The organism is Butyricimonas synergistica DSM 23225, from assembly GCF_000379665.1.
Lineage (GTDB): Bacteria > Bacteroidota > Bacteroidia > Bacteroidales > Marinifilaceae > Butyricimonas > Butyricimonas synergistica.
Window position 1 is genome coordinate 780,744 of record NZ_KB903360.1, and the last position, 24,442, is coordinate 805,185.

At 44.8% G+C, this 24,442-nt stretch carries 19 protein-coding genes; 5 read left to right on the forward strand and 14 right to left on the reverse strand.

The annotated features are described in order from the left end of the window. The first annotated feature begins 4 nt into the window (after nt 1-4). A complete protein-coding gene (locus A3CY_RS0111650; RefSeq protein ID WP_018338100.1) occupies nt 5-502 on the forward strand; it encodes a pyridoxamine 5'-phosphate oxidase family protein in 498 nt (165 codons plus the stop codon). 56 nt (nt 503-558) lie between these two features. Here the strand turns inward: A3CY_RS0111650 and frr are convergent, their stop codons facing one another. After that, nucleotides 559-1,122 carry a ribosome recycling factor gene (frr, locus tag A3CY_RS0111655; RefSeq protein WP_018338101.1) on the reverse strand — a complete coding sequence of 188 codons (564 nt, stop codon included), beginning with the start codon at nt 1,120-1,122 and terminating at the stop codon, nt 559-561. A gap of 66 nt (nt 1,123-1,188) precedes the next feature. Continuing rightward, nucleotides 1,189-2,445, reverse strand: a complete 1,257-nt coding sequence (locus tag A3CY_RS22095; RefSeq protein ID WP_018338102.1) for an energy transducer TonB — start codon at nt 2,443-2,445, stop codon at nt 1,189-1,191. Nucleotides 2,446-2,606: 161 nt separating this feature from the next. Between A3CY_RS22095 and A3CY_RS0111665 the strand changes: the two genes are divergently transcribed. Then, complete coding sequence (locus tag A3CY_RS0111665; protein WP_018338103.1) at nt 2,607-3,848, forward strand: peptidase U32 family protein; 1,242 nt, start codon at nt 2,607-2,609, stop codon at nt 3,846-3,848. 37 nt (nt 3,849-3,885) lie between these two features. Here the strand turns inward: A3CY_RS0111665 and A3CY_RS0111670 are convergent, their stop codons facing one another. The 3 genes from A3CY_RS0111670 to A3CY_RS0111680 all read right to left on the reverse strand — a co-directional run bounded on the left by A3CY_RS0111670 (nt 3,886) and on the right by A3CY_RS0111680 (nt 8,675). Then, nucleotides 3,886-4,710 (reverse strand): outer membrane beta-barrel protein, encoded by an 825-nt coding sequence (locus A3CY_RS0111670; RefSeq protein ID WP_018338104.1) that lies wholly within the window; start codon nt 4,708-4,710, stop codon nt 3,886-3,888. A gap of 12 nt (nt 4,711-4,722) precedes the next feature. Beyond that, on the reverse strand, nt 4,723-6,087 hold the full coding sequence (locus tag A3CY_RS0111675; protein WP_018338105.1) for a PCMD domain-containing protein: 1,365 nt from the start codon (nt 6,085-6,087) through the stop codon (nt 4,723-4,725). A gap of 113 nt (nt 6,088-6,200) precedes the next feature. Next, nucleotides 6,201-8,675, reverse strand: a complete 2,475-nt coding sequence (locus A3CY_RS0111680; protein WP_018338106.1) for a YfhO family protein — start codon at nt 8,673-8,675, stop codon at nt 6,201-6,203. A gap of 200 nt (nt 8,676-8,875) precedes the next feature. Here A3CY_RS0111680 and A3CY_RS0111685 point away from each other — a divergent pair, with 200 nt between their 5' ends. The 3 genes from A3CY_RS0111685 to A3CY_RS0111695 are packed head-to-tail and all read left to right on the forward strand — an operon-like array spanning nt 8,876 to nt 12,615. Then, nucleotides 8,876-9,691 carry a glycosyltransferase gene (locus A3CY_RS0111685; protein ID WP_169503632.1) on the forward strand — a complete coding sequence of 272 codons (816 nt, stop codon included), beginning with the start codon at nt 8,876-8,878 and terminating at the stop codon, nt 9,689-9,691. A gap of 3 nt (nt 9,692-9,694) precedes the next feature. Further along, entirely contained in the window at nt 9,695-11,848 is a 2,154-nt protein-coding gene (locus A3CY_RS0111690) for an oligosaccharide flippase family protein (RefSeq protein WP_018338108.1), read from the forward strand. Further along, nucleotides 11,833-12,615, forward strand: coding sequence for a polysaccharide deacetylase family protein (locus tag A3CY_RS0111695; RefSeq protein WP_026207591.1), 783 nt, complete (start codon nt 11,833-11,835; stop codon nt 12,613-12,615). Before A3CY_RS0111690 ends, A3CY_RS0111695 begins: the two co-directional genes overlap by 16 nt. A 10-nt stretch (nt 12,616-12,625) precedes the next feature. Here the strand turns inward: A3CY_RS0111695 and A3CY_RS0111700 are convergent, their stop codons facing one another. The 9 genes from A3CY_RS0111700 to A3CY_RS0111740 form a co-directional block, all read right to left on the reverse strand. Continuing rightward, complete coding sequence (locus A3CY_RS0111700; protein ID WP_018338110.1) at nt 12,626-13,807, reverse strand: glycosyltransferase family 4 protein; 1,182 nt, start codon at nt 13,805-13,807, stop codon at nt 12,626-12,628. Nucleotides 13,808-13,810: 3 nt separating this feature from the next. Next, complete coding sequence (locus A3CY_RS0111705; RefSeq protein WP_018338111.1) at nt 13,811-14,848, reverse strand: glycosyltransferase; 1,038 nt, start codon at nt 14,846-14,848, stop codon at nt 13,811-13,813. A 10-nt stretch (nt 14,849-14,858) separates the two neighbouring features. Further along, a complete protein-coding gene (gene asnB / locus A3CY_RS0111710) occupies nt 14,859-16,787 on the reverse strand; it encodes an asparagine synthase (glutamine-hydrolyzing) (protein WP_018338112.1) in 1,929 nt (642 codons plus the stop codon). 235 nt (nt 16,788-17,022) lie between these two features. Beyond that, entirely contained in the window at nt 17,023-18,036 is a 1,014-nt protein-coding gene (locus A3CY_RS20920) for a D-glucuronyl C5-epimerase family protein (protein ID WP_018338113.1), read from the reverse strand. Then, nucleotides 18,033-19,340 carry a glycosyltransferase family 4 protein gene (locus tag A3CY_RS20925; protein WP_081619460.1) on the reverse strand — a complete coding sequence of 436 codons (1,308 nt, stop codon included), beginning with the start codon at nt 19,338-19,340 and terminating at the stop codon, nt 18,033-18,035. The genes A3CY_RS20920 and A3CY_RS20925 overlap by 4 nt, the downstream gene beginning before the upstream one ends. A 1-nt stretch (nt 19,341) precedes the next feature. Further along, a complete protein-coding gene (gene wecB / locus A3CY_RS0111725) occupies nt 19,342-20,403 on the reverse strand; it encodes a non-hydrolyzing UDP-N-acetylglucosamine 2-epimerase (protein ID WP_018338115.1) in 1,062 nt (353 codons plus the stop codon). Nucleotides 20,404-20,413: 10 nt separating this feature from the next. After that, nucleotides 20,414-21,541, reverse strand: coding sequence for a DegT/DnrJ/EryC1/StrS family aminotransferase (locus A3CY_RS0111730; RefSeq protein ID WP_018338116.1), 1,128 nt, complete (start codon nt 21,539-21,541; stop codon nt 20,414-20,416). Nucleotides 21,542-21,560: 19 nt separating this feature from the next. After that, on the reverse strand, nt 21,561-22,139 hold the full coding sequence (locus tag A3CY_RS0111735; RefSeq protein ID WP_026207592.1) for an acyltransferase: 579 nt from the start codon (nt 22,137-22,139) through the stop codon (nt 21,561-21,563). 96 nt (nt 22,140-22,235) lie between these two features. Then, nucleotides 22,236-24,377, reverse strand: a complete 2,142-nt coding sequence (locus A3CY_RS0111740; protein WP_018338118.1) for a peptidylprolyl isomerase — start codon at nt 24,375-24,377, stop codon at nt 22,236-22,238. Nucleotides 24,378-24,442 lie beyond the last annotated feature (65 nt).

The following is a 24,442-nucleotide window of genomic DNA, read 5'->3' on the forward strand; positions in this document are numbered from 1 at the left end:
GGGCATGACTAGGTTTAGAGAAATGCGCCGCAAGAATCAACTTTTATCTTTAGAGGAATGTAAAGCGATTCTTCATGCTCGTTCATCCGGAGTATTGGCTGTTGTGGGGGATAATGATTATCCGTACACGGTGCCGCTTAGTTATGTATATCATGATGATAAAATCTTTTTTCATAGTGCTCGAACCGGGTATAAGTTGGATGCGATTGCTAGAAATGATAAAGTTTCTTTTTGCGTTATAGACCAAGATGATGTAATACCTCAAGAATACACGACATATTTTCGTAGTATTGTTGTTTTTGGAAGGGCTCGGGTTTTAGAAAATGAAATGGAAAAGAGGGATGCTCTTGAAAAGTTGGCTGCAAAGTATTCACCGAATCATGAACAAGGACGTTTGCAAGAAATTGATAAGTTATTTCAATACGTTTGCATTATTGAGTTAGCGATTGAACATATGACAGGCAAAGAAGCCATCGAGTTAGTACGAATGAGGTGCGAATAGTAAAAAAGCTAAAAGTTCGATTTTCTCTCTCTTTTAGCTTTTAGTTTCTGACAGCGTTAGATTGTCATGATATCTTTTTCTTTCTTGGCGAGATATTCCTCGATTTTCTTACCGTATTCGTCAGTCATCTTTTGAGCCACGGCTTCAGCATCTTTGGACATATCCTCGGGGAGCCCGTCTTTCACCATTTTCTTCACCTGCTCGATCACGTCCCGGCGGGCGTTACGAACGCTAACTTTGGCAGTTTCGGCTTCTCCCTTGCTTTGTTTCACGAGGTCACGTCTGCGTTCCTCGGTGAGAGCCGGGATATTGATACGGATCATTTCCCCGTTATTATCGGGATTAAGTCCGAGGTTAGCATTCATGATTGCTTTCTCAATGGGGGCTATCATGCTTTTTTCCCAAGGTTGAACGGCAATCGTTCTAGGGTCGGGAGCCGAGATATTGGCGACTTGTGATAACGGGGTAGGACTACCATAATAGTCAACCAGCACGTCTTGTAAGATTTTCGGGTTGGCTCTTCCCGCTCTGATTTTACTAAGTTCGGATTCCAAGTGATTCAGAGCAGATTCCATTCTCTCTTTTGCCTCGTCGAGATAAAATTGTACTTCCTCGTTCATATAATTTTTAGTTTGATTTAATATTCACATAACGAACCAAACAAAGGTATAAAAAAATCTGCATTTTTACTCTATCCTGCGCCAGGTTTCCTTTACCTGCACGTTTTTCAAGGTGCCGTTTGCCAATTTCAGATTGGCTTCCCCCGTGAGTACCAGAATCTGGTTATTTGCCTCGAATTGGTATATGGCGGAATACTCTATGATATCTTTTACTTTCACGTTTTGCGATGATTCGGAAAGCTGTTGCCCTGTTGTGATCCTGTATGTTCCTTTTGTCCCCTCGGAGGTCATGAAAGAGAAGTCATCGTAATATTCCTTTTGTATCGGGTGTTTGACTTCAACACCGTTTTCGGATATTTTTTCCCATTTCCCGGCGAGCGGGTTGGCGATAATGGTACGGAACAGTTTACCCGGACTGAAGATACATTCCTCGACATATTTACGGAATTTCTTTAGTCCGAGATAGTCCCTGATCTTGATTTCCCGAATTACTTTATTGTCTTGGAAACGGGGGGTAATGTTCACGTAATCCTTGATAAAGTTCTCGGTTGGCAGGCTATCAATAAGTTTAATCTGCTCGTCCCATTCTTCCTTGTAATACTTCAAGATCATGTTTTTATCTTCTGCCGGAAGAGAGAGGGAAGGCATCACGATGCTCAGCATGATTTCCGCGGATTGTTGTTGCTCTCGGGCGGAGGCTATAATTCCTTTATAAGCAGCTTTGTCCGAGCCGTAGCGTTTCTTCAGGTAAAGACGATACATCTCGGCAGAAGACGATGCTACGGTATCCGTGCCCTGTTTTAATTTTTCTTCATTTTCGGAAAGTGCTTTCAAATACCTGTCAAAGGTACGTCTTTCAATAGCAGGGGCTGCACTTTTTAAAGCGAAGTAAACGGGTACGGTGTAATATACCCGAACGGGAGTATTATTTTGTCTGCCGGGATACCATTTCGGCATGGAAGTGATGACTTCTTTTGCCTCGTTATCCAGTTCGGGGGATACGCCCCGGATGATTTTTACCTCGTTGACCGTTCCGTCTTTCTCGATGATGAAACGAACATATACTTTCCCCTCGATGCCTTTTACTTTTGCTTCTTCCGGGTATTGCACGTGACTGTATATCCAGGAATTCAAGTTACCAGGAAAAATCGGCATTTCTTCAACGAACATATATACTTTTTCATTCTCCGTGCTGTCTTTGGCTTGTTCGGAATGATGTTGCGCGGTACTTGGGGAATTTCCAGCCAAGAGGAAAATGCTCACGAGTAATACCTGTAACTTGGTGACAAGTTGTCGGTTAAGGGTGTATAGCTTGAATATCATGGTTCGTGTCTTTGTGTGATAGATTTCATTCTTTTATTACAGCTAAATATAGAATGAAATTTTGGTATTTGCAATGAAATGAAGAGTTTTGTAAATTTTAAAATCTAAAAAGGGTGTTTTTTCGATGAAGCGGATTACTTTTGTATCATTAAAATAATGATATGACAAGGAAAGATTTTGAGGTGATGGCTCCGGTTGGTTCTTACGAATCGTTGGAGGCAGCGTTACAGGCAGGGGCGGATTCCGTCTACTTTGGTGTCGAGGGATTGAATATGCGTTCCCGCTCGTCCGCGAATTTCACGTTGGATGATTTACGGAATATCGTGGAGCGTTGTAACGGGAGAGGGGTGAAAACTTATCTCACGGTGAACACGATCATATATAATAACGAGTTGGATAAAATGCACCGAATCATCGATTGCGTGAAGGAGGCGGGATTGACCGCAATTATCGCATCGGATATTTCGGCAATTCTTTATGCCCGTTCTATCGGTGTCGAGGTGCATATCAGCACGCAATGCAATATCACGAATTACGAGGCGGTAAAATTTTATGCACAGTTCGCCGATGTCGTGGTGTTGGCTCGTGAGTTGGATATGGATCAGGTAATGACTATTCATCGTCAGATCGTGCAGAATGATTTGAGAGGTCCCAAGGGGAAGTTAATCCAGATCGAAATGTTTGCCCACGGGGCGTTGTGCATGGCTGTTTCCGGGAAATGTTATCTAAGCCTTCACGAGATGAATGCTTCTGCCAACCGGGGAGCTTGTTATCAGATTTGCCGACGTTCCTACACCGTGAAAGATACGGAAAGTGATATTGAGCTGGAGGTGGATGGTAAATACATTATGTCCCCGAAAGACTTATGTACGATCGGTTTTATTAATAAGATGATTGATGCGGGGGTACGGGTTTTCAAAATAGAGGGGCGTGCCCGTTCTGCCGAATACGTGAAGACGGTTTGCGAGTGTTATAGTGAGGCTTTGCAGGCATACGTGGATGGGAATTATGGTGCGAAGAAGATCGCCGATTGGAAAGAACGGTTGGCTTCGGTGTTTAATCGGGGCTTTTGGGATGGTTATTATCTCGGGCAGCGTTTGGGAGAGTGGAGCGAGGTGTATGGTTCAAAGGCTACCAAGAAAAAGGTATGTATCGGTAAAGTCACGAATTATTTCACGAAATTGCAGGTTGGGGAGTTTAAATTGGAATCGTATGATTTAAAGGTTGGTGACGAGGTTATGATCATAGGTCCGAACACGGGAGTGGTCCAAATGAGTGTCCCGGAACTTCGCCTCGAGCAGGATCCCGTGGAACAGGTCGAGAAAGGTGCCGTGTTTTCTATGCCTTGTGAAACAAAATTGCGACGGTCTGATAAGTTGTATAAATTGGTAGATAATTTCTAATAAAGAAGGCTGCAATTTTGCAGCCTTTTCTTTTATATCACTTGAATGGATTCAATTTTGGTGGTTTGATATTGAATAAATTGTAACTCAATACCAGCGTTCCTCTCATGTGCAACATTTTGTAATCAAAATATTGATTGCTGGGTTTAAATATATCTTTGAATCCGCAACTGAATCGCAGACCTAACTCAATACGGGGAAATAACTGGCGTTCGTACCCGACGATCATACCCATATCCCAACTGTCTAAGATGTTACTAAAATTAATATGTAAAGGATTACCTGGATCGATAGAGCCATTGTAGACTTTGTCATCGGTCATCATGTAACCTTTGGTTACAGTATTGCGAAACTTAGCATTAATGATCCATGCCCCGTAAAGACCTGCCAAAATACGATCTTTTTGATTTTTGAATGTGTATTTAAAATAAAGAGGGACTTCTAACATCGTGAAATCCATTGACATCTCGGCAGACCCACAGAAACGGGAAATAACATTGTTTTTATCGTCATGGAATCGTTGATTGTCAATACGTGCATCTGCATCGATCGAAACTTTTTTGTAAGTGACCTCGGCTCCCAATGTCCATTTACTTGTTACGGGGAAGGTTAGTTTTGCACCCAACGATGGCGAAAGTTTAGGATAGGGATTAAATACATCCGGTACATTGCTGAACGGGAATGGTATAGCCCCGCCGATGTCTGTTCCCAACTGAACTCCAAGAGCAAATCGATATTCTACCTGCTCATCGGAGATTGTATCTGCCGAAGTTGTTTTGGTAGACTTTAATTGATTTCTATCTCGGGCAACAGTATTTAAAGTACAAAATAATGGTACAAATAGAAGGTATATTAGTTTCATTTTTTTCTCGGGTTAAAAGTTCACAACAACGTTATCAACGGTTAAGGTACTACCTTTAGCTCCAATAAACAGATCTCCTTGCCTACTGGAAGTCATTACGATAGATATATGTGTTGGTTCTAGATCTTTGTACTTGTTATCATAGATAATTGGGATTGTATGGTTATTCCAATTACGTAAAGCTGTATTGGCTCCGTCAAAAATCATCTCTCCCTTGCCTAAAACCTTAAGTCCTTCGACGGGATCCCCGTGATATTCGAGGTTTCCGTTACCTTCCCATCGAAGTAATTCAACCCATATACGTCCTTGATCAGTTCCTGCAAGATCTTTTATCTTATAAGAATTTTGTCCTACTTTTTCTGATTGTTGGAATTTTACTCCCGCTTCATATTTGGCATCAATAGAAATAGATTTTGGACGCATGATGAATGGTATCCCGAAATAGGTCATTAACGGGGGATTGCTCAAAGCGGAAATGTTCATTTTGAAGTATCCCGTGAATATTGTTCCGGCTGTTATTAACTCTCCGATACCCAAGCCACTTAAGTTTTGAATACCTGTTTGAAGTTGAGCTGCATACCCGTTTTGATAAGGAACCGGAGTGGTACCTTGTACAAAAGAATTGTTAGCTGTTGCCCATCCTAGTCCTATGCCGGGAGTCGGGTCTATGTTTATTTTGGAAGTACCGACATTAATCCACGATTCGAAATTAGAATTTTCAATTGTCGGAACAACTTGTATATTCCAAACCCGTTCATCTTGATTGTCTTCTGCAATCAACGTGATTTGTTTTTTGTCATTGGGACCCGAGAATATGAAAGGAGATTCTGCTGAACCGATTTTTACTTTCCCGTTACGAGTTATTTCGGCTTCAATCGTAACCGGCCAATCAAAATCAACTTTGAAATTAATACGGATATTGTTATCATGTATAGTTACTCCCACTTCCTCTTCCGTATAATTCGTGATATGGAAATTTGTAATATCAGCGTTGTTTTTGTCTTTTAATATAATTTGCCCTAAATGAGGAACCCCGCTTTCCGAAATGAGATAGAAGGTTTGAGGAGTGTATACATCATTGAATGTAATCTCTTTAAGGTTTAAAGGAGTTTCATCCACGCTAATGACATCATCTGTCGTGGACGAAAATTTCATATTTGCTTTTATCGTAAGCGGGAACAATTTCCTGCCATAATCCAAGGGAATCGTCACCACGTTATTATTAATTGTAATGCCTTCTTTGTCTAATATAACGCCTTCCGTCTGGTCTATTATTGTAAAAGAGGCAATTCTAGCATCATCACTTAACTTGCTTACTTTCTCGCAAGAACTCAATATTCCTAGTGCTAGTAAAAGAATCCCGTAATATTTTCTCATACATATTAAATTTTCGTAATACTCAGCAATTTCTATGCCATCTGTCTAAATACGAAACCGAAGTCAATAAGGTTATTTGAGGAGTAATTTTAACACCTCAAAAGATTTTTCTGTCACTCTTTTTTCTTTATGTAACGCGTGATATAGAATACAATCCCACTTAGTAAAGCCAATAAAAGAAGACTTGAACTAATGGCAGAAACTCGGGCTCCCAGGTAATAAGATTCCGGTTTGAACTCGAACGTGATCGTGTGTTCTCCCGCGGGAACAATCATGGCTCGTAAGATATAATCGGCCCTAAGGAGATCTGTTTTATTGCCGTCGACATAAACATTCCAGCCTTTGGGGTAATATACCTCACTGAACACGGCTAGTTGTTCGTTTGCTGCCGAAGTCTTGTATTCCAATTTGTTTGGGGCGTACGAGGTCAATTGAATCGTGGCATTCTCGTCGAAGTTGAAACCTTTATCCTGAATGACAGATTCAAAATCTTTACTGATAACGGCAGTTTCTTTCGGGTCTATTTGTTTCAAACCGAGTAATTCTTCGTCTGGTGTTTCCACGAATTCATAATCCTTGACGAACCAGGCATTCCCGTAGGCATATTTATTATTGACAGGAGCGGCATTAGCTTGAACGATAAGATATTTCGTGTTCAGCATATTCAACACCTTTTGCTTGGAAAGACTTTCTTCCAAGGCTGAAAGGGTCGGGGTACTTTCCAGTGTTTGCCCGATGCTTTGCATCTCGGGATAGATGAAATATTCGATGATATCCTGGTAACGTTGCAATTTGGCAGCACTATATCCCCCGATGGTTTTGTGGTGATAGCTGGTGTGCGAATCATTAAACGTGTTTACCGCTAAATCCAGTACCCGGTAATTCGGGTCTTTGTCGGCAAGAATCGCTTTGTCTACCGGGCGAGGCTGATATTGATTATTGAATTCCCGTTTTTGCACGAAATGGTCGTTATTGAGGTAACGTTTATCCACCGTCCACATATCGGTAAGAATCAATAAGCCCATGGCAATTGCCACGTGAGTACTTTTGATTTTCTGTATCACCCATGCCCAGATAGCGACACCTGCCAACAGGATGAATACCAAAGAACGGAAAGCATCGGAACGAAGCAGGGATTCCCGGTCTTGGGGTAAATATTGTCGTATCCAGTCCGGGTATTGACTATCCGCGGGAGAGATGAAACTACCGGCTAATCCGGGTAATATGGCGAATAAAGCGCAGATACCTCCCGTGATTCCGATAGAAATTTTCAATCCTTTGATCAGAGTTTTCTTCTCGAATTCCCCGTTAAGAATCTTGTTCAACGTGTATATACCCAGCAGAGGAATTGTCAATTGCAGGACTACGAGCATCATGGACGGCACGCGGAATTTGTTGTATAGCGGGATATAGTCATAGAAGAAACTCGACAGGAACATGAAATTCCGTCCCCATCCCAAAAACAAAGCCAGCAAAGAAACCCCCACGATCCACCATTTCATGGGTCCCTTGATTAATACAAGTCCCAACACGAAAAGGAAAATTGCGATAGCTCCCATGTACATCGGTCCGGCGGTAAATGCCTGATTACCCCAGTACAGAGGCAATTGTTTGACAATTTGGTCGCTATTGGAAGCTCCTTGGCTTTTCAAAAATTTATAAGTTTCCGATTCCTTGCTTAATGCTCCCGCCGAAGCTCCGCCCTTGAAGTTCGGTATCAATAGGTTAAGCGTTTCGTCGATCCCGTAACTCCAAGCCGTGGCGTATTCCTTATTCAGCCCGCCTTTGCTTTGGTTCGTCTGATTCAAGGTCAATTCAGATCCTCCCCGCATGGTGTATTTCCCGTACTCCCACGTGGGCCACAGGTGATTCACGTTCGTCGCACCTGCCAGAATGACAGCGACAACAAGTAATGTTGCTGTCTTGAAAAAAGCAGGCAATGTTTTTTCCTTTACAGCCTTGTACAATTGTGCAATCCCGTAGAACAGAATGATAAAAGCCAGATAATACGTGATCTGCGGGTGATTTGCCATAATCTCAAAGGCAAGCGTTATCCCGAAGAATACCGCACCCAGTAATCTATTCTTTCGGAAGGCATAGACCACGGAAGCCAAAACCATGGGCATTATGGCTATTGCTACCATTTTCGCGTTATGCCCCACTTGGAGTATCTGGAAATTGTATGAGCAGAAGCCAAAAGCGAGAGCCCCCACTACGGATAACCATGGGTTTACCCCGAAAGCCAATAGTAACAGGTAAAAACTAACAAGTCCTAGGATCAAATAACTTGCAGGACGAGGGCCCACGAAAATACTGTCATATAGGTTTTTTAAATAATTCCCTTTATACTCGGTCGAGATCATAGTGGTTGGCATACCACTGAACATGGAGTTTGTCCACAGAGGTTCTTCTCCTGTTTGTTCCCGGAATTGGATAATTTCATTAGCCGCTCCCCGCCATGAGGAAATATCCGATTGCATGACGATTTTCCCCTCGAATAAAGCCGGGAAATAAGCGTAGGCAATGACGATAAATAGGATAAAAGCTACAAGATAAGGATAGAACGATTTGAGCTTCGGCATCTTCATGTTTTTGTATTTTAGTGTATTCGATTTTCCGCAAAAGTAAAAAATATAATTATCAAAATGGAGGAATGTATTTAAAAATTGTGGGGAATAACTAAGTCTGAATGTTATCAGCAATAATAAAAAAGAGTATCTTTGCCTCAAATCCTAAACGATGATTAATAATAATGGAATTTCAACATTTTGTAATTACGCAATTTAATTTGAAATACTTTCCGCAAGTGACCTATGATTATGATCGTTGGCTCGCGTGGACTATCAATCGTGTAGGTTTTTTCAAGCAATATTGTTTTCCTTCCATGGTGGGGCAGAGTACGAATCATTTCACGTGGTTACTTTATCTTGATATCGATACTCCCCAATCGGTAAGAGATATGTTACCCGATGTAACGCGCTATCCGCATATTCATTATATTTATATTGATGGATATCCTCAATTTGATGAGCGTTACGTGAAGGATGTGCAAGAAATGTGTCCCCCGGGGACAGAATGGGTGGTAACCTCTCGTTTGGATAACGATGATAGTATGCATCAAGATGCTATTCGTACAATACAGGAACATGTAAAATTGCGGGATGAATTTATGGTATCGCTTTGTTCTGGTTACGTGTATGATCATAATACAAAACATTTGTCTCATTATTATTATCCGGATTGCCCGTTTATCAGTTTAGTCGAAAATATAGGTCAGAAAAAAAATATCAAGGGGATTTTTTATCGATTGCACAGAGAATGGTCTTGTTTGCGTTTCCATTTATTTAAAGCTTTAAGAGAAAAATCCGAAAGCGTGGTTTTTGTTCACGGTCAGGTGTTATGGATGCAAGTTTTTCACGAGGGTAATGTGAGTAATAGTTTTTATCGGGGAGTTCCCGTGTTAGGTAAACGTGATTTGACGCCTTTCGGTTTATCGTTGGAGAGTATACCTTTGGGTATTGGTAGTTTTAGGCATTACCGTAATTATGTATTTTGGAAAACATATTTCAGGGTACTCTTTTATCGTTTGCTAAAAAAGTCATAGAAAATGTTCGGAGATATAAAACAAACCATGAAGCATACCATCGTGTATGGCATTGGAAACTTTGCTTCCAAGCTGGTCGGTTTTATTTTAATTCCGTTGTATACAGACCAAACATTCTTTTCAACCGCGGATTATGGAATGTTGAGTCTTTTGGATGTTACTTCCCAGATTTTGATTGCAGCCATGGGATTGGCTTTCTATGCTGGTCTGGTACGGTGGTACTGGGATAAAGAATATGCCGAACGTCAGAAAAGTTTATTTTTCACGATCATGGTGATGACCACGATTGCTGCCGTGGGTATGGGGATGATCGTTTGGGGATTCAAGGATTCGGTAGAGGCTCTATTGCTGGCTGGTGAAGAGATGGCATCCTTTGATCAGTTGCCATACGTGTTTCACTTGTTGCTGGTGTATTCTGTTCTATCCGCGATAGTTGCTCCTGTATTGGATTTGTTGCGATTGAAAAGTCGTTCGGTGCAATTCTCGGTCGTGAATATATTGAAATTAGCCGTTACATTGGGAGTTACCGTGTATTTTGTGGTGGGTTTGAAAAGAGGGATTGCCGGAGTATATGAAGCCCAAGTAATTGGTATTATATCCCAGTTGCTTCTTTTGTCGCCCTTTATTATAAAGAACTCATCTTTTAAACTGGAATTTGCGGCTATCAAGCAAATTCTTTCGTATAGCTATCCGTTAATGTTCCCCGCTATCGTGGGCGGTTTGTTGACAGCGTTCGATAAATATATGCTGAATTATATGAAAGGAGTGGATGATGTCGCCTTTTATGCTTTTGGTTACAAGATCGGTAATACATTAAAAATATTTGTTATCGCTTCCGTTCAGCTGGCATTGACTCCTTTGATGATGAAAAAAATAAACGATCCGAATAACCGGCGTTTCTATTCGAAAATATTTACTTATCTTTCTTTCGGGGGTATGTATTGTGTTTTGGGATTAAGCTTGTTGTCCCGGGAGGTTATCGCTTTGGTGGCGTCTAATCCTGCTTATTATGTTTCCGTGTACGTTGTTCCTTTTATTACTTTCGGAATATTTTTCGGAATGTTGCGGGATACTTCAGTGATCGGTTTGCAAATCACGAAACGTACAAAAATCATCAGTTCGTCGATAATTTTGATCACGTTCATCAATTTAGGGTTAAATCTACTTTTAATCCCTGCTTTGGGAATGTACGGGGCTGCATTGGCAACATTGATAGCGCAAATACTTTCTTGGATTATTCCCTATTATTTCGCGCAAAAGGCTTATCCGATCCCTTACGAGTTAGGTAAATTAGGTAAAGTCATCGTGGTGGGTATATTTATCTACCTCTTAGGTATGTTGACAATGCCTTTGAATATATGGATAGCGTTTGTGATAAAAATCGGGTTATTGATTGCTTATCCTTTCATACTCTTCGCGTGGAAATTTTACGATGATGTGGAACTTCAAAGCATTTTTGGAATGTGGGATAGTTGGAAATTGATGTTTAGTTATTATTGGGCTTCCTTGAGATCAATGCCTCGGAAGACAATTAATTTAGGGAAAACATCGTTAGCAATTCGATTGACAAAAGAATTTAAGAAACGGAAAGCGAAATTCTTATATTTAATACCTCACAAAACGATAGCGATAGCACTTTTGGAGAAAGATAAATACCGGAATGATTTTGCGGCTTATTACGAGACGGTGAAAGGTAAAAATTCTGTGAAGTATTTCCATCAGCAAGCTTATAAAAAAGGAGCGGAGTTTCGGGTAATTGATCCGGCTTTATTCGAGGATGATATTTTTGAAGTGAATACCTCTTTGGAAACAAGGCAGGGAAAAGACATAAAACAAGAATATCTTCAACGAGGAAATATTACCCGGGGGGAGGGAATGGAAGTTTACGGTGTATTTATGGAAGATAAATTGGTCGGGTATATCCGGACATTACATTTGGGCGATACTATTTTCATAAATAATATACTGGGACATGGGGCTTACTTGAAAGCGGGGATTATGTATTTCTTGCTTTTGGAAGTTTTGCAAGTTTATTTTGATCGGAACGATTTGAAATATATTATTTACGATTCCTATTGGGGGAATTCCCGGGGCTTGGCTCTTTTTAAGAAGCGTTTTCATTTTGAACCTACTAAAGTGAAATGGATAAACCGATGAAGGGGTGGAAAAGAATATATCACAAGCTGTTTCGACAGAAAGACCGGATGAGCGAGTACGAAGACTTGTTAAAGTTGGCTTTGGCGAAAGGCTATCGGGTTATGTCATTGCTTGAGTGGGTACAGCAGGCTTACCCGGAGGGTCATGTACTTTTGCTTCGTCATGATGTAGATATTGATGCTTGCGGAGCGGAACGGATGTTTGAAGTGGAGCGGCGTCTACAAGTTCATGCATCCTACTATTTCCGGCATTTGACAATGAAACCAGCCCTGATAAAGCGTATCTTGCATGAGGGCTTTGAGGTGGGTTTGCATTACGAAACGTTAGCCTTAGAAATGAAACGTTTACGGTTGACTGATAAAAAAGAAATATCACCCGAAATCCTGTGTTTTTGCCGGCAACAATTGGCAAAAGAGATTCAGGATTTTAGAATGGCTTTCGGTTCCATGACCTCTCTTTGTTCTCACGGTGCAGCTTGGAATAGAAAATTAGGAACACCGAATTATATTTTAGTGGACGAGTCTTTTAAAAAGGATTATAATATCCTTTTTGAGGCTTATGATGAATCATTGCGAGAAAGGATCACGACGTATATATCAGATACTTCGGTTACCGACAATTCCGCCTGGCGATATGGTAAATCTCCAGGCGAGGCTATCGAGCAAGGTGATTCCGTTATTCTGTTATTGACTCACCCCGAACACTGGAATCATCATTTCTTCTCGAATGTTCGTAAACTTTGGTTGTCTTTTCGCGATCGCAATTAAGAAAAGGGCATTAATATATCGCGTTCAACGCGTTGCCCACCTCAACCGAGTTGTATTTCTCCAATACGGCTTTCTTCCCGTTTTCTCCCATGTGTTTTCGTTCTTCCGGGTGTTGATAAAGATAGATGATCTTTTCTATAAGATCTTCCACGTCCTCATTCCGGAATACCATACCGGCTCCGGTTTCTTCAATTAATTCCAATTGGGGGGTACAATCTGACACCAGTACGGGAGTTTCAAACAACATATATTGGTAAACCTTATTGGCAATACCGGAATCGTGTTGCGGATTTTTAATCAAGGGGGATAGCCCGATAGCGGATTGACGGGCGAAAGCGGGGAATTCGGACAAGTCTTTCCACTTGTAATAGATAATCTGTTCTCTAATCCGGGGATCTTCCATATAGCTTTTAAATAATTCCCGATCACCCTTGTCAATGGGACCGATAAGTAGCAATTTGATGTCGGGATAATTGGGAGTAAGATTCTTTAGTGCTTCAAAACAAGAGATTAATCCGCGACGCACCCCGATTGCCCCGAAATAGAACATGATAAAATCTTGTTTTGGAATGGTTATCGAAAGAGGGTCATATTGTAAAAGTTCTTCCACGTCCGGAACATTGGGATAAATAACAAAACGTTTTTTTGCCAGTGAAGAGTATTTTTGTTTTAATTCTTCTTGGAAACTATGGCATAGCACCACGATATTGTCAGCGTATTCCAGATATTTCTTTTCAAGTTTTTCCCAACGTTTGGGTACCACGAGAAGACTTTTAGGGAATGTCGTTGCCCACGTGTAGGATTGTATTGCTGCCGGAAAATTTTCGTGCAAATCGAGCGTGATCGGGAGGTGATATTTGCGATTTCCCATGTACACGGGTTTTGCCATGTACAAGTCATGTGTATGTAAAGCTTCTACTCGTGTGGCGGCAATAAAATGGCGAACTTGTTTTTGCCATATCCAATTATATAGCGGGAAACGATTTACGATGCCGAATAGAATTTCTCTTTGTCGGTTTGACATTTTAAAACGTCTGATCTTTATGTTTCCGATATTTCCCGATAGTCCGATATTTAATAGATCAGGACAAAGTACATGTATTTCGTGCCCGTGGCTCTCGAGTATTTTTATTTCGTTTAAAACCCGTTGATCTTTCGTGATTTCCTTATCTAAAATGACACCAATTCTCATACCTTACTTTTTATTTCCGTAATAGTTCTTTGAAAATCCCTTCACCTCCTTGCCGAACAGGGCATTCCAGCCTCCCCATAGAAGCCCGAATCCATAAGCGAATACTTGGATCAGTAACGTGATGATGGATAGGAATGCGACGGTTATATCGCGATATTTCCCGAGGGATTGGAGGAAAGCGAGAAGGCAGACGGCAAGAAACCCACAGACCGCAATCTCCCATAAAATCCGAACGGGTAGGAAGGCGATCCCCGTGAAGCAAGTTACAAGGGCTAACAGGAGCAACCCGATGATAAGTATCGCCGGCAGTAAATGCACCAGTTTTAGCGTGTGTGGGTGGCGGCGGGATAGGTTGACGCGGGCGACTCCCCAGTTGAATATCTGGCGGAAAAACTTCGGGATACTTGTCCGGCGTTTGTGGTAAACGTAGGCATCCGGGATAAGCCCGACCTTGAATCCGGCGTTATATATACGCATTGAATAATCCATGTCTTGCCCGTGGCGAAGGCCTCCCATGTCCCCGATCGTTTCGTGCACTTCGCGAGAGATACCCATGTTGAAACTTCGGGGATAAAACCGCCCGACGTGCTTTTTGTTTCCCCGGGTACCCCCGGTTCCTATGAACGAAGTCATGGAATAATTGATCGCTTTCAGCAGAGGTGAGAACGAGGGATGGCACGTGTCCGGTCCCCCGAATGCATCATAATGATGCTCGTTTTGTGCCTTTTCTATTTCTTGCAGCCAACATGGGGGAAACATACAATCCGAGTCCACGAACACGAAATAATCTCCTCTAGCCTCCCGCATCCCGTGATTTCGTGCCGCCCCCGGGCCTTGGTTCTGTTGGTAAACGGCACGAATTTGTAACCCGTTTCCCGAGCGATATTGTTCGATAAATTCCCGGAAACCGTCTTTTGAACCGTCATCCACGAATAGAAATTCAAAAAGTTCCCGGTCGCCTTCCAGCTTTTCGGCGCTGTCGAGAAGTTCTTTTACTTCCTCCAATCGGTTATACACGGCTATGATGATAGAATATTTCATACGTTCTTCTTTAATAGTAAGCCTCTATATTGTCTTCCACCCGTTTATAGATAAATTGTTGTTCCCAGATAGCCAGCCCGAGGATAATCCAGATAAAATTGTAATGCCACCGAAGTTTCGGGTGTGCCGGGTAATCGAGGATATACCGGATATAATCGTAATTGAAGATTCCCTGTTTTTCGATATATTCTTTTGTCAGAATCTTCTCGGCGGTATCCTTCAAATCCTTTTTGAACTGGAGGTACGGGTTCACCGTGAATCCCCATTTCTTTTTAGTGATGATCTTGGGAGGCAAGTAGGGCTTCAGGGCTTCCCGGAACAGGTATTTCGTTTGGTTGTTTTTGATTTTAAGTTCCACGGGCAGCGAGAAACCAAAATCCACCAGATCCCGGTCGAGGAAAGGCACCCGTTCTTCCACGGAGTGAGCCATGGACATCCGGTCGTCCGTGAGCAGGTAATCGTTCACCATCTTGGATTGGAACTCGGTATACAGTACTTGGTTCAAGGCATTTTCGTCTTTCACATCGTTGAAAATCTTGTCAAATTCCCGGTGAACTTTGACTTGCTCGATATGGTTTTGTTGTAAAAACTTCTCCGAGTATATGTTTTTATAGAATGGCGTGTCGTAGTCCCACACGTTGCGGAGAATCAAGTAAAAGCGTTCTGCGTTGCCAATCGAGAGAAGCATCTGTATTCCCCGGCGGTATTCGTCGTAGCGCAAAGACTTGGAATTATTCTGTAACTTGAAGATAAAATCCGACTTCCAGCGCCCGATACGTTGCATCCATTGCGGCATATGGCGGTGCCATTGGTTGAACGGGTAAACAAACTTGTGAATGTCGTACCCGGCAAATAGTTCGTCCCCTCCCAGTCCCCCGAGTACCACTTTTACCGTGGGATGAACGAATGCCGACATATTGAATCCCTGCAACAGGTTGATTTTTGGTTCTTCCGCGTGCCAGATGACTTGCGGCATTTGCTGCATCGGGTTCATCGAGAGGCTTAGCGTGTGGTGGTTCGTGTGGAAATGATCCGCTATCTGTTGGGCGTCGGGGAATTCATCCGTGGGTTCGTTGAATCCCAGGGTGAACGTGTTGATTTCGGGAACCCCGAGTTCGTGCATCTTCTGCACGATTGCGGAGGAGTCCAACCCGCCCGAGAGATATACTCCCACGGGAACATCGCTCACCAGTTGGCGTTTCACGGCTTGTTTGATTAAAGCATTCATCCGTTCTTTCGCCTCCTCTTCGGTGATGGAACGGTTGACATCGACGGATAACTGCCAGTAGCGTTTCACTGTGAACAACCCGTTCTCGAACACGGCATAATGAGCTGGGGGAACACGTTTGATCCCCTCGAACAGGGTTTCATTGCCTTGCGTGTAGCGCAAGTTCAGGTGAAGATGCAAGGCTTTCAAGTTCAGTTGCCGTTCGTACTTGGGATGGAGGATGATGGATTTCTGTTCCGAACCGAATACCAGCACCCCGTCTTTCAGAAAATAATGGAGCGGTTTCACCCCGAAATGGTCCCGGGCGAGGACAAGGCGTTCGTTCTTCATGTCCAGCAGGGCAAAGGCGAAAATACCGTTCAGCTTGTTGAAAAAACCCATTCCGTGTTCCTCGTAAAGGTGTACCAGCACTTCCGTGTCGGTTGCCGTGTAAAACACGTGTCCCTTGTTCTTCAATTCATCCCGAATCTCCCCGTAATTGTATATTTCCCCGTTAAAAATGACGCAAACCGTTTTATCCTCGTTGAATATGGGCTGGTTGCCGCAAGCCGTCACGTCGATGATCGACAGGCGCCTGTGACCGAGGGTAAAATCCCGGTGGGTATAAATAGCCTGATCGTCCGGACCGCGGTGTTTTATGGCGGTCAGCATTTCCGACATCAATTCTTGGTTATCTTTGTTTCGTTCAAATATCCCGGCTATCCCGCACATCTTGTATTCTCATTTATATTGTTTTTTTACAAAAGTAGCACAAAAAAGATAGATACGGAATATCTCTGCTTATTTTCTGGTTGGGCTATCCCTACTTGACCCCAAGTACTAATCATGAACCAATCATGAACGTAGCATAAACGTAAATTTGCGTTCATGATTGGTTCATGATTGGTTTATGGTTGGTTTATGGGGTAGGGCAAGGGGGATCTAATCATGGCAAAGGGCGGAAGAACTATAGCCTGTTTAGCTTTTTCAGTGCCTTGAATTTGTGACGGTACATTTTTAGAATGTTGCGGATGTTATCGTAACGGCGGAATTTCTCGCTGTACGTGTGGAATTCTTCTTTGCCGGTGATTTGGTGGAGCACTTGCAACTGGTGGCGTACCAGCCGTAGATAACCGATTGTACAGGGATCGTCCTGCGGGTAGCCGGGAAGGTCGCAACGGTTGAAACGGGACCAGTAGCCCATGTCGAATTTTGGGAGTTGGCGGATGAGTCCTTCCACGCCTTCGTTGAACAGGTGAAGGGCGAGGGCATGCCCGTCGGGATTCACTTCTTCCGGTACGGCACGGATGTAGTCGTACAGACCGAAAAGCGAAAAGATATGTCCGTCCAGTACCCGTGTCGGGCAGGTAGCCGTGTATTCCTCGTAGAATGTTTCGCCGATCGCCCGATCCACGGAAACGCCTCCCTCGGATATGTCTTTCGTGAAAGGGACGAGGGCTAGGGTTGCTGTTTGCAGGTATTCAGGGTTACGGGTTATTTGCCATGCCCGCAGGAGAAGGGAGATTGCCCGGCTTTGGGTAAATGCCGATTTCCATGGGGTGGTTACTTTGTATTCCGGTTTGGCGGTTTCGGTCAGCCAGTAGCAACCCAGTTCGGGGGATTCTTCCCGTTGTTGCATGAACCAGTCGGCGAACCGGAGGAAGTAGGCTTTCTTTTCCGGATCGTTTGTTTTCAGCCAACTATGGAACACGGCGAGGGCGTATTGCCCGATGGTGATCGGGTAGTAATAATACCCTTTCCCGTCCACGACGTCAATGTATGAGTGCACGAGGGGGATGCCCGCTTCGTCGAATTGGAAGGGATGGTTTCCTCCCCGCGTGTTGATCTTGTCTTCTTTGAAAAGGAAATAATAGTAGGTCAATTCCGTGTTCCGGTTGTCCGTGCAGGTTGCCAGATGTTTGTTCTCGTTGAAATCAGTCAACAGTCTTTTCCCGAAAAAGAGGGCATTTTTGAGTTTCATAGCGTTGTTTTTTTAGCGTGAAGGGTGAGCACGTGATCCATGAAGCGAGCCAAATCCCCGGTGATGGCTTCTCGTGAGTAGCGGGAACTGTTCGTGAAAGGGTAGGCTGGCGTTTGGGTTTGCCATGCCGCGTGGAGTTTTCGCAATATATTTTTAGCACCTTCCGTGTCGTTGTAGCCGATCATTTCCCCGCATTGGCATTCGTCAATGATGTGGCGGGCTTCCCCCTCGGGGTTACCGATAGCCAGTATGGGGCGTTGTGCCCCGATATACTCGAATAGTTTGCCCGTGAGGATGCCTTTGTTGTTGGGTACGTTGTCGATGACGAGCAACAGGGCGTCGGACGAGTTGATATGGCGGATGGACTCGTCGTGGGGGAGGTAGGAAATGTATTCCGTGTCGGCGGTCAAGCCGTTTTCCTCGATGAGTTGCCGGAGTTCGGGGCAGGTATTCCCGATGAATTTCAACCGGAAACGAATGCCTTCTTCCCGCAAAGCCCGAAGTGCCGGAAGCAAGGGTGTCGGGATTCGGGTAACGGAAAGTACGCCCGTGTAGGTGATCATGGGACAAGCGTTGCGCGGGAGCGGGGCAGGTCGGTTGTCGTAGCCGTTGAAGACGAGGCAAGTGTTTTGCGGGTGGTCGCATTTACTTTCGAGCAAGTGCAGGATGTCTTTGCTGATAGAGGTGATGCCGTCGGCGGCGTTCAGCGCATCATGTTCCAGACGGCGGTCTTTGCATTCGGCGAAAGCGGTTCTTTTCAGGTTTTGATTGTAGACCACTTCTTTCCACGGGTCACGATAATCGGCGATCCACGGTTTTCCGCTTTGGTGTGCGAGGGCTTGACCGATGAGTTGCAACGAGTGAGGAGGGGATGAAGTCAGAATGAGGTCAATGTTTTCCGACCGGATGATTTTCATTCCTTCCCGTACGGCGTACCGTTTCCAGCCGACCCGTGCGTCGGGGATAAATAGGTTCAGCCGTATCCATTTGGAGAGGCGGGTGACGAGATTCGGGCTTTTTTCCGACAGGATGTAGGTACCGATCTTGTCGTCCTGTTTTTTCCCGGAGATCAGTTTGAAAAGGGCAAAAGGCTCGAACGTTTTCGTTTTATATACCTTTAACCCGGCAGGTATTTCTTTTTCCAACGAGGGGTCTTTGGCGGGATACTCGCCTTTTCTGACGGTCAGAATCACGGGTTCCCAACCGTATTTGGGCAGGTATTTCGCGAAGTTCAACACCCGTTGCACGCCGGGTCCCCCGCTGGGAGGCCAATAGTAGGTAATAATCAGAACTTTTTTCATCATTTTATGCCTCGATTAACGTGTCGACAATTACTTTGGCGGCATGCCCGTCGCCGTATAGCGGGGTGGAGAAGTCCGGGTGTGGTTGTTCCCGGTAGGCCCGGGTAATTTTGTCAAACGAGCTTCCCGCCAGGGTGTTGTACCCGTGGTCGACGAGTTCCGTCCATTCCGTTTCCTCGCGGAGCGTGATGCAATATTTCCGGAAGAAGAAGGCTTCTTTCTGCAAGCCCCCGCTGTCGGTCATGACGAGGGAACATTTATCCAGCAAGTATATCATTTCGAGATAACCGACGGGGTCGATGAAACGGATGGGGGAATGTTGCACATTGTAGCCCAGTGTTTCCAATTTTGCCCGGGTACGCGGGTGAAGCGGAAGGATGACATCCCGTTCCCGGGAGATGGTTTCCAACGCCCGGATGATCTCCGACAGGCACTCGGGGCGATCCGTGTTCTCGGCACGGTGCAGGGTAGCAAGGACGAAATCCCGGTTCAATTCGATTTGCGGCGGGCGACTGTATTGCCGGTAGAAAAGGGCGGCATCCAGCATGACATCTCCCGACGGCACGATGCGGGAAGGAAAATGCCCGAAACCTTCGTTGTTCAGGTTGCGGATTGCTGTTTCCGTCGGGCAGAAAAGAATATCGGAGATGCGGTCTGTCAGGATGCGGTTGATTTCTTCCGGCATATCCATGTTGAAGGAACGCAGCCCGGCTTCCACGTGTGCCACCCGGATGTGTAACTTCTTTGCAGCCAATGCCCCGGCGAGCGTGGAGTTCGTGTCCCCGTAGACAAGTACCCAATCCGGTTTCCGGTCAAGGAGTACTTTTTCAATCTCCTCGAGCATCTTCCCGGTCATGGCGCCGTGGCTGAGGTTGTTGATGTTGAGGTTGTAACTGGGGGCGGGAATCCGCATTTCCTCGAAGAACAGGTCACTCATGTTTGGGTCGAAGTGTTGTCCCGTGTGTATGATGGTTTCGTTGATATTAGCGTGTTTGCCGAATTCCCGGCTGACCACGGCTGCTTTCACGAATTGGGGTCTTGCCCCGACAATGGTGATAATGTTCATGAGGCGAATGTTATGAGTTAAAGAATGCTTTTATTTGTCGGATGATATATTCTTGGTCTTCTGCTTTCATCTCGGTGTGAATCGGAAGGGACAGGACTTCCTCGCTTAATTGTTCCGACACGGGATACGAGCCTTTGCCTTGACCTTCCATGGCGTATGCCGGTTGAAGGTGGAGGGGGATCGGGTAGTATATCATCGTGGGGATACCTTCGGCTTGCAGGAAGGTTTTCAGTTCATCCCGCCGGTGGTTGCCGACACGGATGGTGTATTGATGGAAAACGTGCGTGCTGTTGGCGGCACGTTCAGGAAGGATGATGCCCTTGACGCCGGCAAGTTCCCGGTCGTATCTGTCCGCTACCCGGTTGCGGGCAGCGGTGTACTCGTGGAGGTAGCGTAGTTTCACGTCGAGGATGGCGGCTTGCAAGGTATCCAGGCGGGAGTTGCAACCCACGATGTCGTGGTGGTACTTGATTGCCTGCCCGTGGTTGGCTATCATGCGGGCACGCTCTGCCAGCCGTGCGTCGCGGATGAATAAGGCCCCGCCGTCACCGTAGCATCCGAGGTTTTTCGACGGGAAGAAGGAGGTGGTTCCGATGTCTCCGATGCATCCTGCCTTCTGCGTGTGCCCGTCGCTGAAGGTGTAGTCCGCCCCGATGGCTTGTGCGGTGTCCTCGACCACGAAAAGGTTGTGCCGCCGGGCAATTTCCATCAATGGTTCCATGTCGGCACATTGCCCGTACAGGTGAACGGGCACGATGGCTCTCGTGCGGGGAGTGATTTTTTCCTCTATCTGGGAAATATCTATCGTGAAGCGGCCGGCAACGCAGTCGACAAACACGGGTTTCAGCTGCAATAGGGCGATCACCTCTGCCGTCGCCACGTAGGTATGGACGGGGACGATCACTTCATCACCCGGTTGCAGTTTCAATGCCATCAAAGCGATTTGCAGGGCATCTGTCCCGTTGGCACAGGTCACAGCGTGTTCCACCCCGTTGTATTCGGCGAGGTGTTGAGCGAACGATTTGACTTGTGGTCCGTTGATGAATGCTGCGGAGTCAAGGACTTCCTGTATGGCGTGGTTTATTTCTTCCCGGATACGCTCGTATTGCCCGTGAAGGTCTACCATGGCTATGTTCATGATGGTATATTTTTTGATGCTATTCTGTTATTTTTTCCACGATACCGTTTTGCAAGCGATACCGTTGTTTACTCTCGGGACATTCGGCGATGCCGTTTTTGTCGAAATGCAGCCTGTGCCCGTATTCACTCATCCATCCTAGCTGGCGGGCGGGATTGCCGACAAGCAAGGCGTAGGCGGGGACGGTTTTCGTCACGACAGCCCCGGCTCCGATGAAGGCGTAAGCCCCGATGTCGTGCCCGCAGACGATGGTTGCGTTTGCCCCGATCGTGGCTCCTTTGCCCACGTGAGTCCGGGCATATTGGCTTTTTCGGTTGACGGCGCTTCGCGGGTTGGTCACGTTCGTGAACACGCAGGAGGGACCTAGAAACACGTCATCGTCACAAGTCACGCCCGTGTAGACCGACACGTTGTTTTGTACCTTCACTTGATTGCCGAGGATGACGTCGGGAGAGATTACCACGTTCTGTCCGATATTGCAGTTTTCCCCGATGCGGCAATTACTCATGATGTGTGAGAAATGCCATATTTTACTCCCTTTTCCTATGATTGCCCCCTCGTCTATGATGGCTGTTTCGTGCGTGAAATATTCTTCCATATCGTATTTGTTTTTCAAAACAAAAATAGCGTTTTTTTTGACAAAAGAAAACCGCCCGAGCCTTCGAGCGGTTTACTTGTTTTGCGGTTTTGGTTATTAGTAAAATTTATATCTGGAATCGATGACGCCTGCTTTTTTGATTAGGGCAGGGAGAGCCTGATAATAAATTTTAGTCATGTTAGTTTGTTGCAGAGAATTCTTTGCGGCTGCAATTTGTTCGGGAGTAACCGTTTCTGCCGTTTTGGAATTCACTACTACCACGTATACGCCTTGATTGCCGATGATCGGTTTAGAGATTTGGTTCTCCTTCATCAAGATAACTTCAGAGATTAACTTGGGTTCGATTCCTGCTCCGGGGATCTGGAATGAACTGAAGCTAACGTCCGTGGCATCCATCACTTGTGCGTTTGCTTTTTGAGCAACGGAGAGCAGACTCTCGCTTCTTGCAATAGCACTTTCCAATTCTTTAGAGATGATCTCGCCTTTTTTCTTGCGGATCAATTCGGTACGAATCATGGGTGCCACGCTGTTTAACGGGGCGATGCCTTCTTCCTGAACGTTGGTTAATACTGCAACTGTGAATTTGTCACCTGTTTCGAAGATCGGTGATTTTTCTTTATCCGTTAATACATACCCCGGTTTGTCTGCCAAATAAGCCTGACGGATGATTTCTCGGGCACTTTCGATTCCGGGAATTGTTGCGTCGTTTTTGCTCAAGTTGGCAATACGCTTTGTTTGGTTGTTAGCGGTAACCGCTGCATCAAAGTCAGCAAGCGTGCTGATGTTGTTAGCGAATGTACGCGCATCGTTGTAGATTTTATTGATCGTCTGTTGCGACGGGGTAATTTCCTTGGCAATGATTCCGACTAATACTTTTTCTACCGGAGTAGTTCTGTCCGTTACCTGAAGAACATGGAAACCGTAGTTCGTTCTCGTGATCTTTACTTCGTTTTTCTTGGCGATGAACGCTGAATCACTGAATGCAGGGATCATCATTTCTTGAGTGAACCATCCTAAATCTCCACCATTGACAGCTGAATTTTGGTCAGCAGAGTATTTTCGTGCAAGTTCGTCAAAGTCGCTACCTTTGCGGATCAATCCGGCAAGGCTGTCTGCCAATTTCTTGGCTTGGCTTACTTCCATGGTGTTTGTCGGGATCAAGATGTGGCGGGCTTTCACAGAGTCAGGGATTACTTTGCGATCGGCAACACGTGCGATATTGTAAGCGTTGTCCTGCAGGTAAGGTCCATACACGTCATTACTTTTCTCCGTGAAAAGGAATGCATCTAACTCTTCATTTCCAATTTCACCTTTTTTGTAATATTTGGATGGCATTTTTTTCTCAGAGGAAAGATTTGCGAATTCAATCACGTTGGCTGCTTCCGCGAATTCAGGCATGGATTCTTTCACCCATTCTTCCGTTTCTTTGATATCTTCAGCTGAAGCGGTGATATCGAAGTTCACGTAAGCGATTTGTCTGGACTCGTTTTGCTCGAACAGGTATTTGTGCGAGTTGTAATATTCTTTGATCTCGTTGTTTGTTACCTTTACGGCTGAGTCGCTTACCGTGTTGTAGCTTTTTGAAATAAAGCTGATGTCAACGGTAGTTAAAGCGTTTTGTGCGTATTCTTTGGCAATCTCGTCCGGGGTGAACATACCTTTCATCAACAAAGAATTGTATTTCTCTTGTTTGCGGGCTGCTTCCACTTGTTCTTCCATGCTCAGCCAATATTGTTTGCTTGCTTGGGCTTGCATATTGTCCGCGGGAGCGTTCAAAATAGCCTGGATATTTTGTCTGGCAAGATCTTTATCGAAAACACCGGTTTGGGGATTGGTGAATAATTGTTTGATGTTGGGGTGCATATTTTCCCCTAACGTGAAATCGAATAATTCATCACCACTCACGGCGATACCGAGTTCCTCGTATTCTTTTTGCATGATGTTTTCGGAAACGATCTGATTCCACGTGTTCTCGCGAATCATGCGTTGTTGCTCTTCTGTCAGGGAAGGCAATTGGTTCATCGATTTGATCGTTTCTTCATTCTGTGCTACTTTATCCTGAAAATCCTGAATACTGATGGATTCCCCGCCAATTTCTCCAACTTTGTTTTTGGAACGATTGAGAAGGCTGGCTCCTGAACTAAGCGCGTCTCCAACAATGAAAGCCACAAGGGCTAATCCAATCACGATACTAACTAGTATTCCGCCGCGATTTCTAATTTTTTGTAATGTTGCCATTTATATTAAAATTTTATATTTATCACACGAATAATCTATTTTTCGAGGGTACGAATATATAAAAT

Excerpts from the sequence above, each read along its gene's own strand:
- A3CY_RS0111650 (WP_018338100.1), top strand. The coding sequence starts at position 5 with ATGACTAGGTTTAGAGAAATGCGCCGCAAGAATCAACTTTTATCTTTA.
- frr (WP_018338101.1), bottom strand. The coding sequence starts at position 1,122 with ATGAACGAGGAAGTACAATTTTATCTCGACGAGGCAAAAGAGAGAATG.
- A3CY_RS22095 (WP_018338102.1), bottom strand. The coding sequence starts at position 2,445 with ATGATATTCAAGCTATACACCCTTAACCGACAACTTGTCACCAAGTTA.
- A3CY_RS0111665 (WP_018338103.1), top strand. The coding sequence starts at position 2,607 with ATGACAAGGAAAGATTTTGAGGTGATGGCTCCGGTTGGTTCTTACGAA.
- A3CY_RS0111670 (WP_018338104.1), bottom strand. The coding sequence starts at position 4,710 with ATGAAACTAATATACCTTCTATTTGTACCATTATTTTGTACTTTAAAT.
- A3CY_RS0111675 (WP_018338105.1), bottom strand. The coding sequence starts at position 6,087 with ATGAGAAAATATTACGGGATTCTTTTACTAGCACTAGGAATATTGAGT.
- A3CY_RS0111680 (WP_018338106.1), bottom strand. The coding sequence starts at position 8,675 with ATGAAGATGCCGAAGCTCAAATCGTTCTATCCTTATCTTGTAGCTTTT.
- A3CY_RS0111690 (WP_018338108.1), top strand. The coding sequence starts at position 9,695 with ATGTTCGGAGATATAAAACAAACCATGAAGCATACCATCGTGTATGGC.
- A3CY_RS0111695 (WP_026207591.1), top strand. The coding sequence starts at position 11,833 with ATGGATAAACCGATGAAGGGGTGGAAAAGAATATATCACAAGCTGTTT.
- A3CY_RS0111700 (WP_018338110.1), bottom strand. The coding sequence starts at position 13,807 with ATGAGAATTGGTGTCATTTTAGATAAGGAAATCACGAAAGATCAACGG.
- A3CY_RS0111705 (WP_018338111.1), bottom strand. The coding sequence starts at position 14,848 with ATGAAATATTCTATCATCATAGCCGTGTATAACCGATTGGAGGAAGTA.
- asnB (WP_018338112.1), bottom strand. The coding sequence starts at position 16,787 with ATGTGCGGGATAGCCGGGATATTTGAACGAAACAAAGATAACCAAGAA.
- A3CY_RS20920 (WP_018338113.1), bottom strand. The coding sequence starts at position 18,036 with ATGAAACTCAAAAATGCCCTCTTTTTCGGGAAAAGACTGTTGACTGAT.
- A3CY_RS20925 (WP_081619460.1), bottom strand. The coding sequence starts at position 19,340 with ATGATGAAAAAAGTTCTGATTATTACCTACTATTGGCCTCCCAGCGGG.
- wecB (WP_018338115.1), bottom strand. The coding sequence starts at position 20,403 with ATGAACATTATCACCATTGTCGGGGCAAGACCCCAATTCGTGAAAGCA.
- A3CY_RS0111730 (WP_018338116.1), bottom strand. The coding sequence starts at position 21,541 with ATGAACATAGCCATGGTAGACCTTCACGGGCAATACGAGCGTATCCGG.
- A3CY_RS0111735 (WP_026207592.1), bottom strand. The coding sequence starts at position 22,139 with ATGGAAGAATATTTCACGCACGAAACAGCCATCATAGACGAGGGGGCA.
- A3CY_RS0111740 (WP_018338118.1), bottom strand. The coding sequence starts at position 24,377 with ATGGCAACATTACAAAAAATTAGAAATCGCGGCGGAATACTAGTTAGT.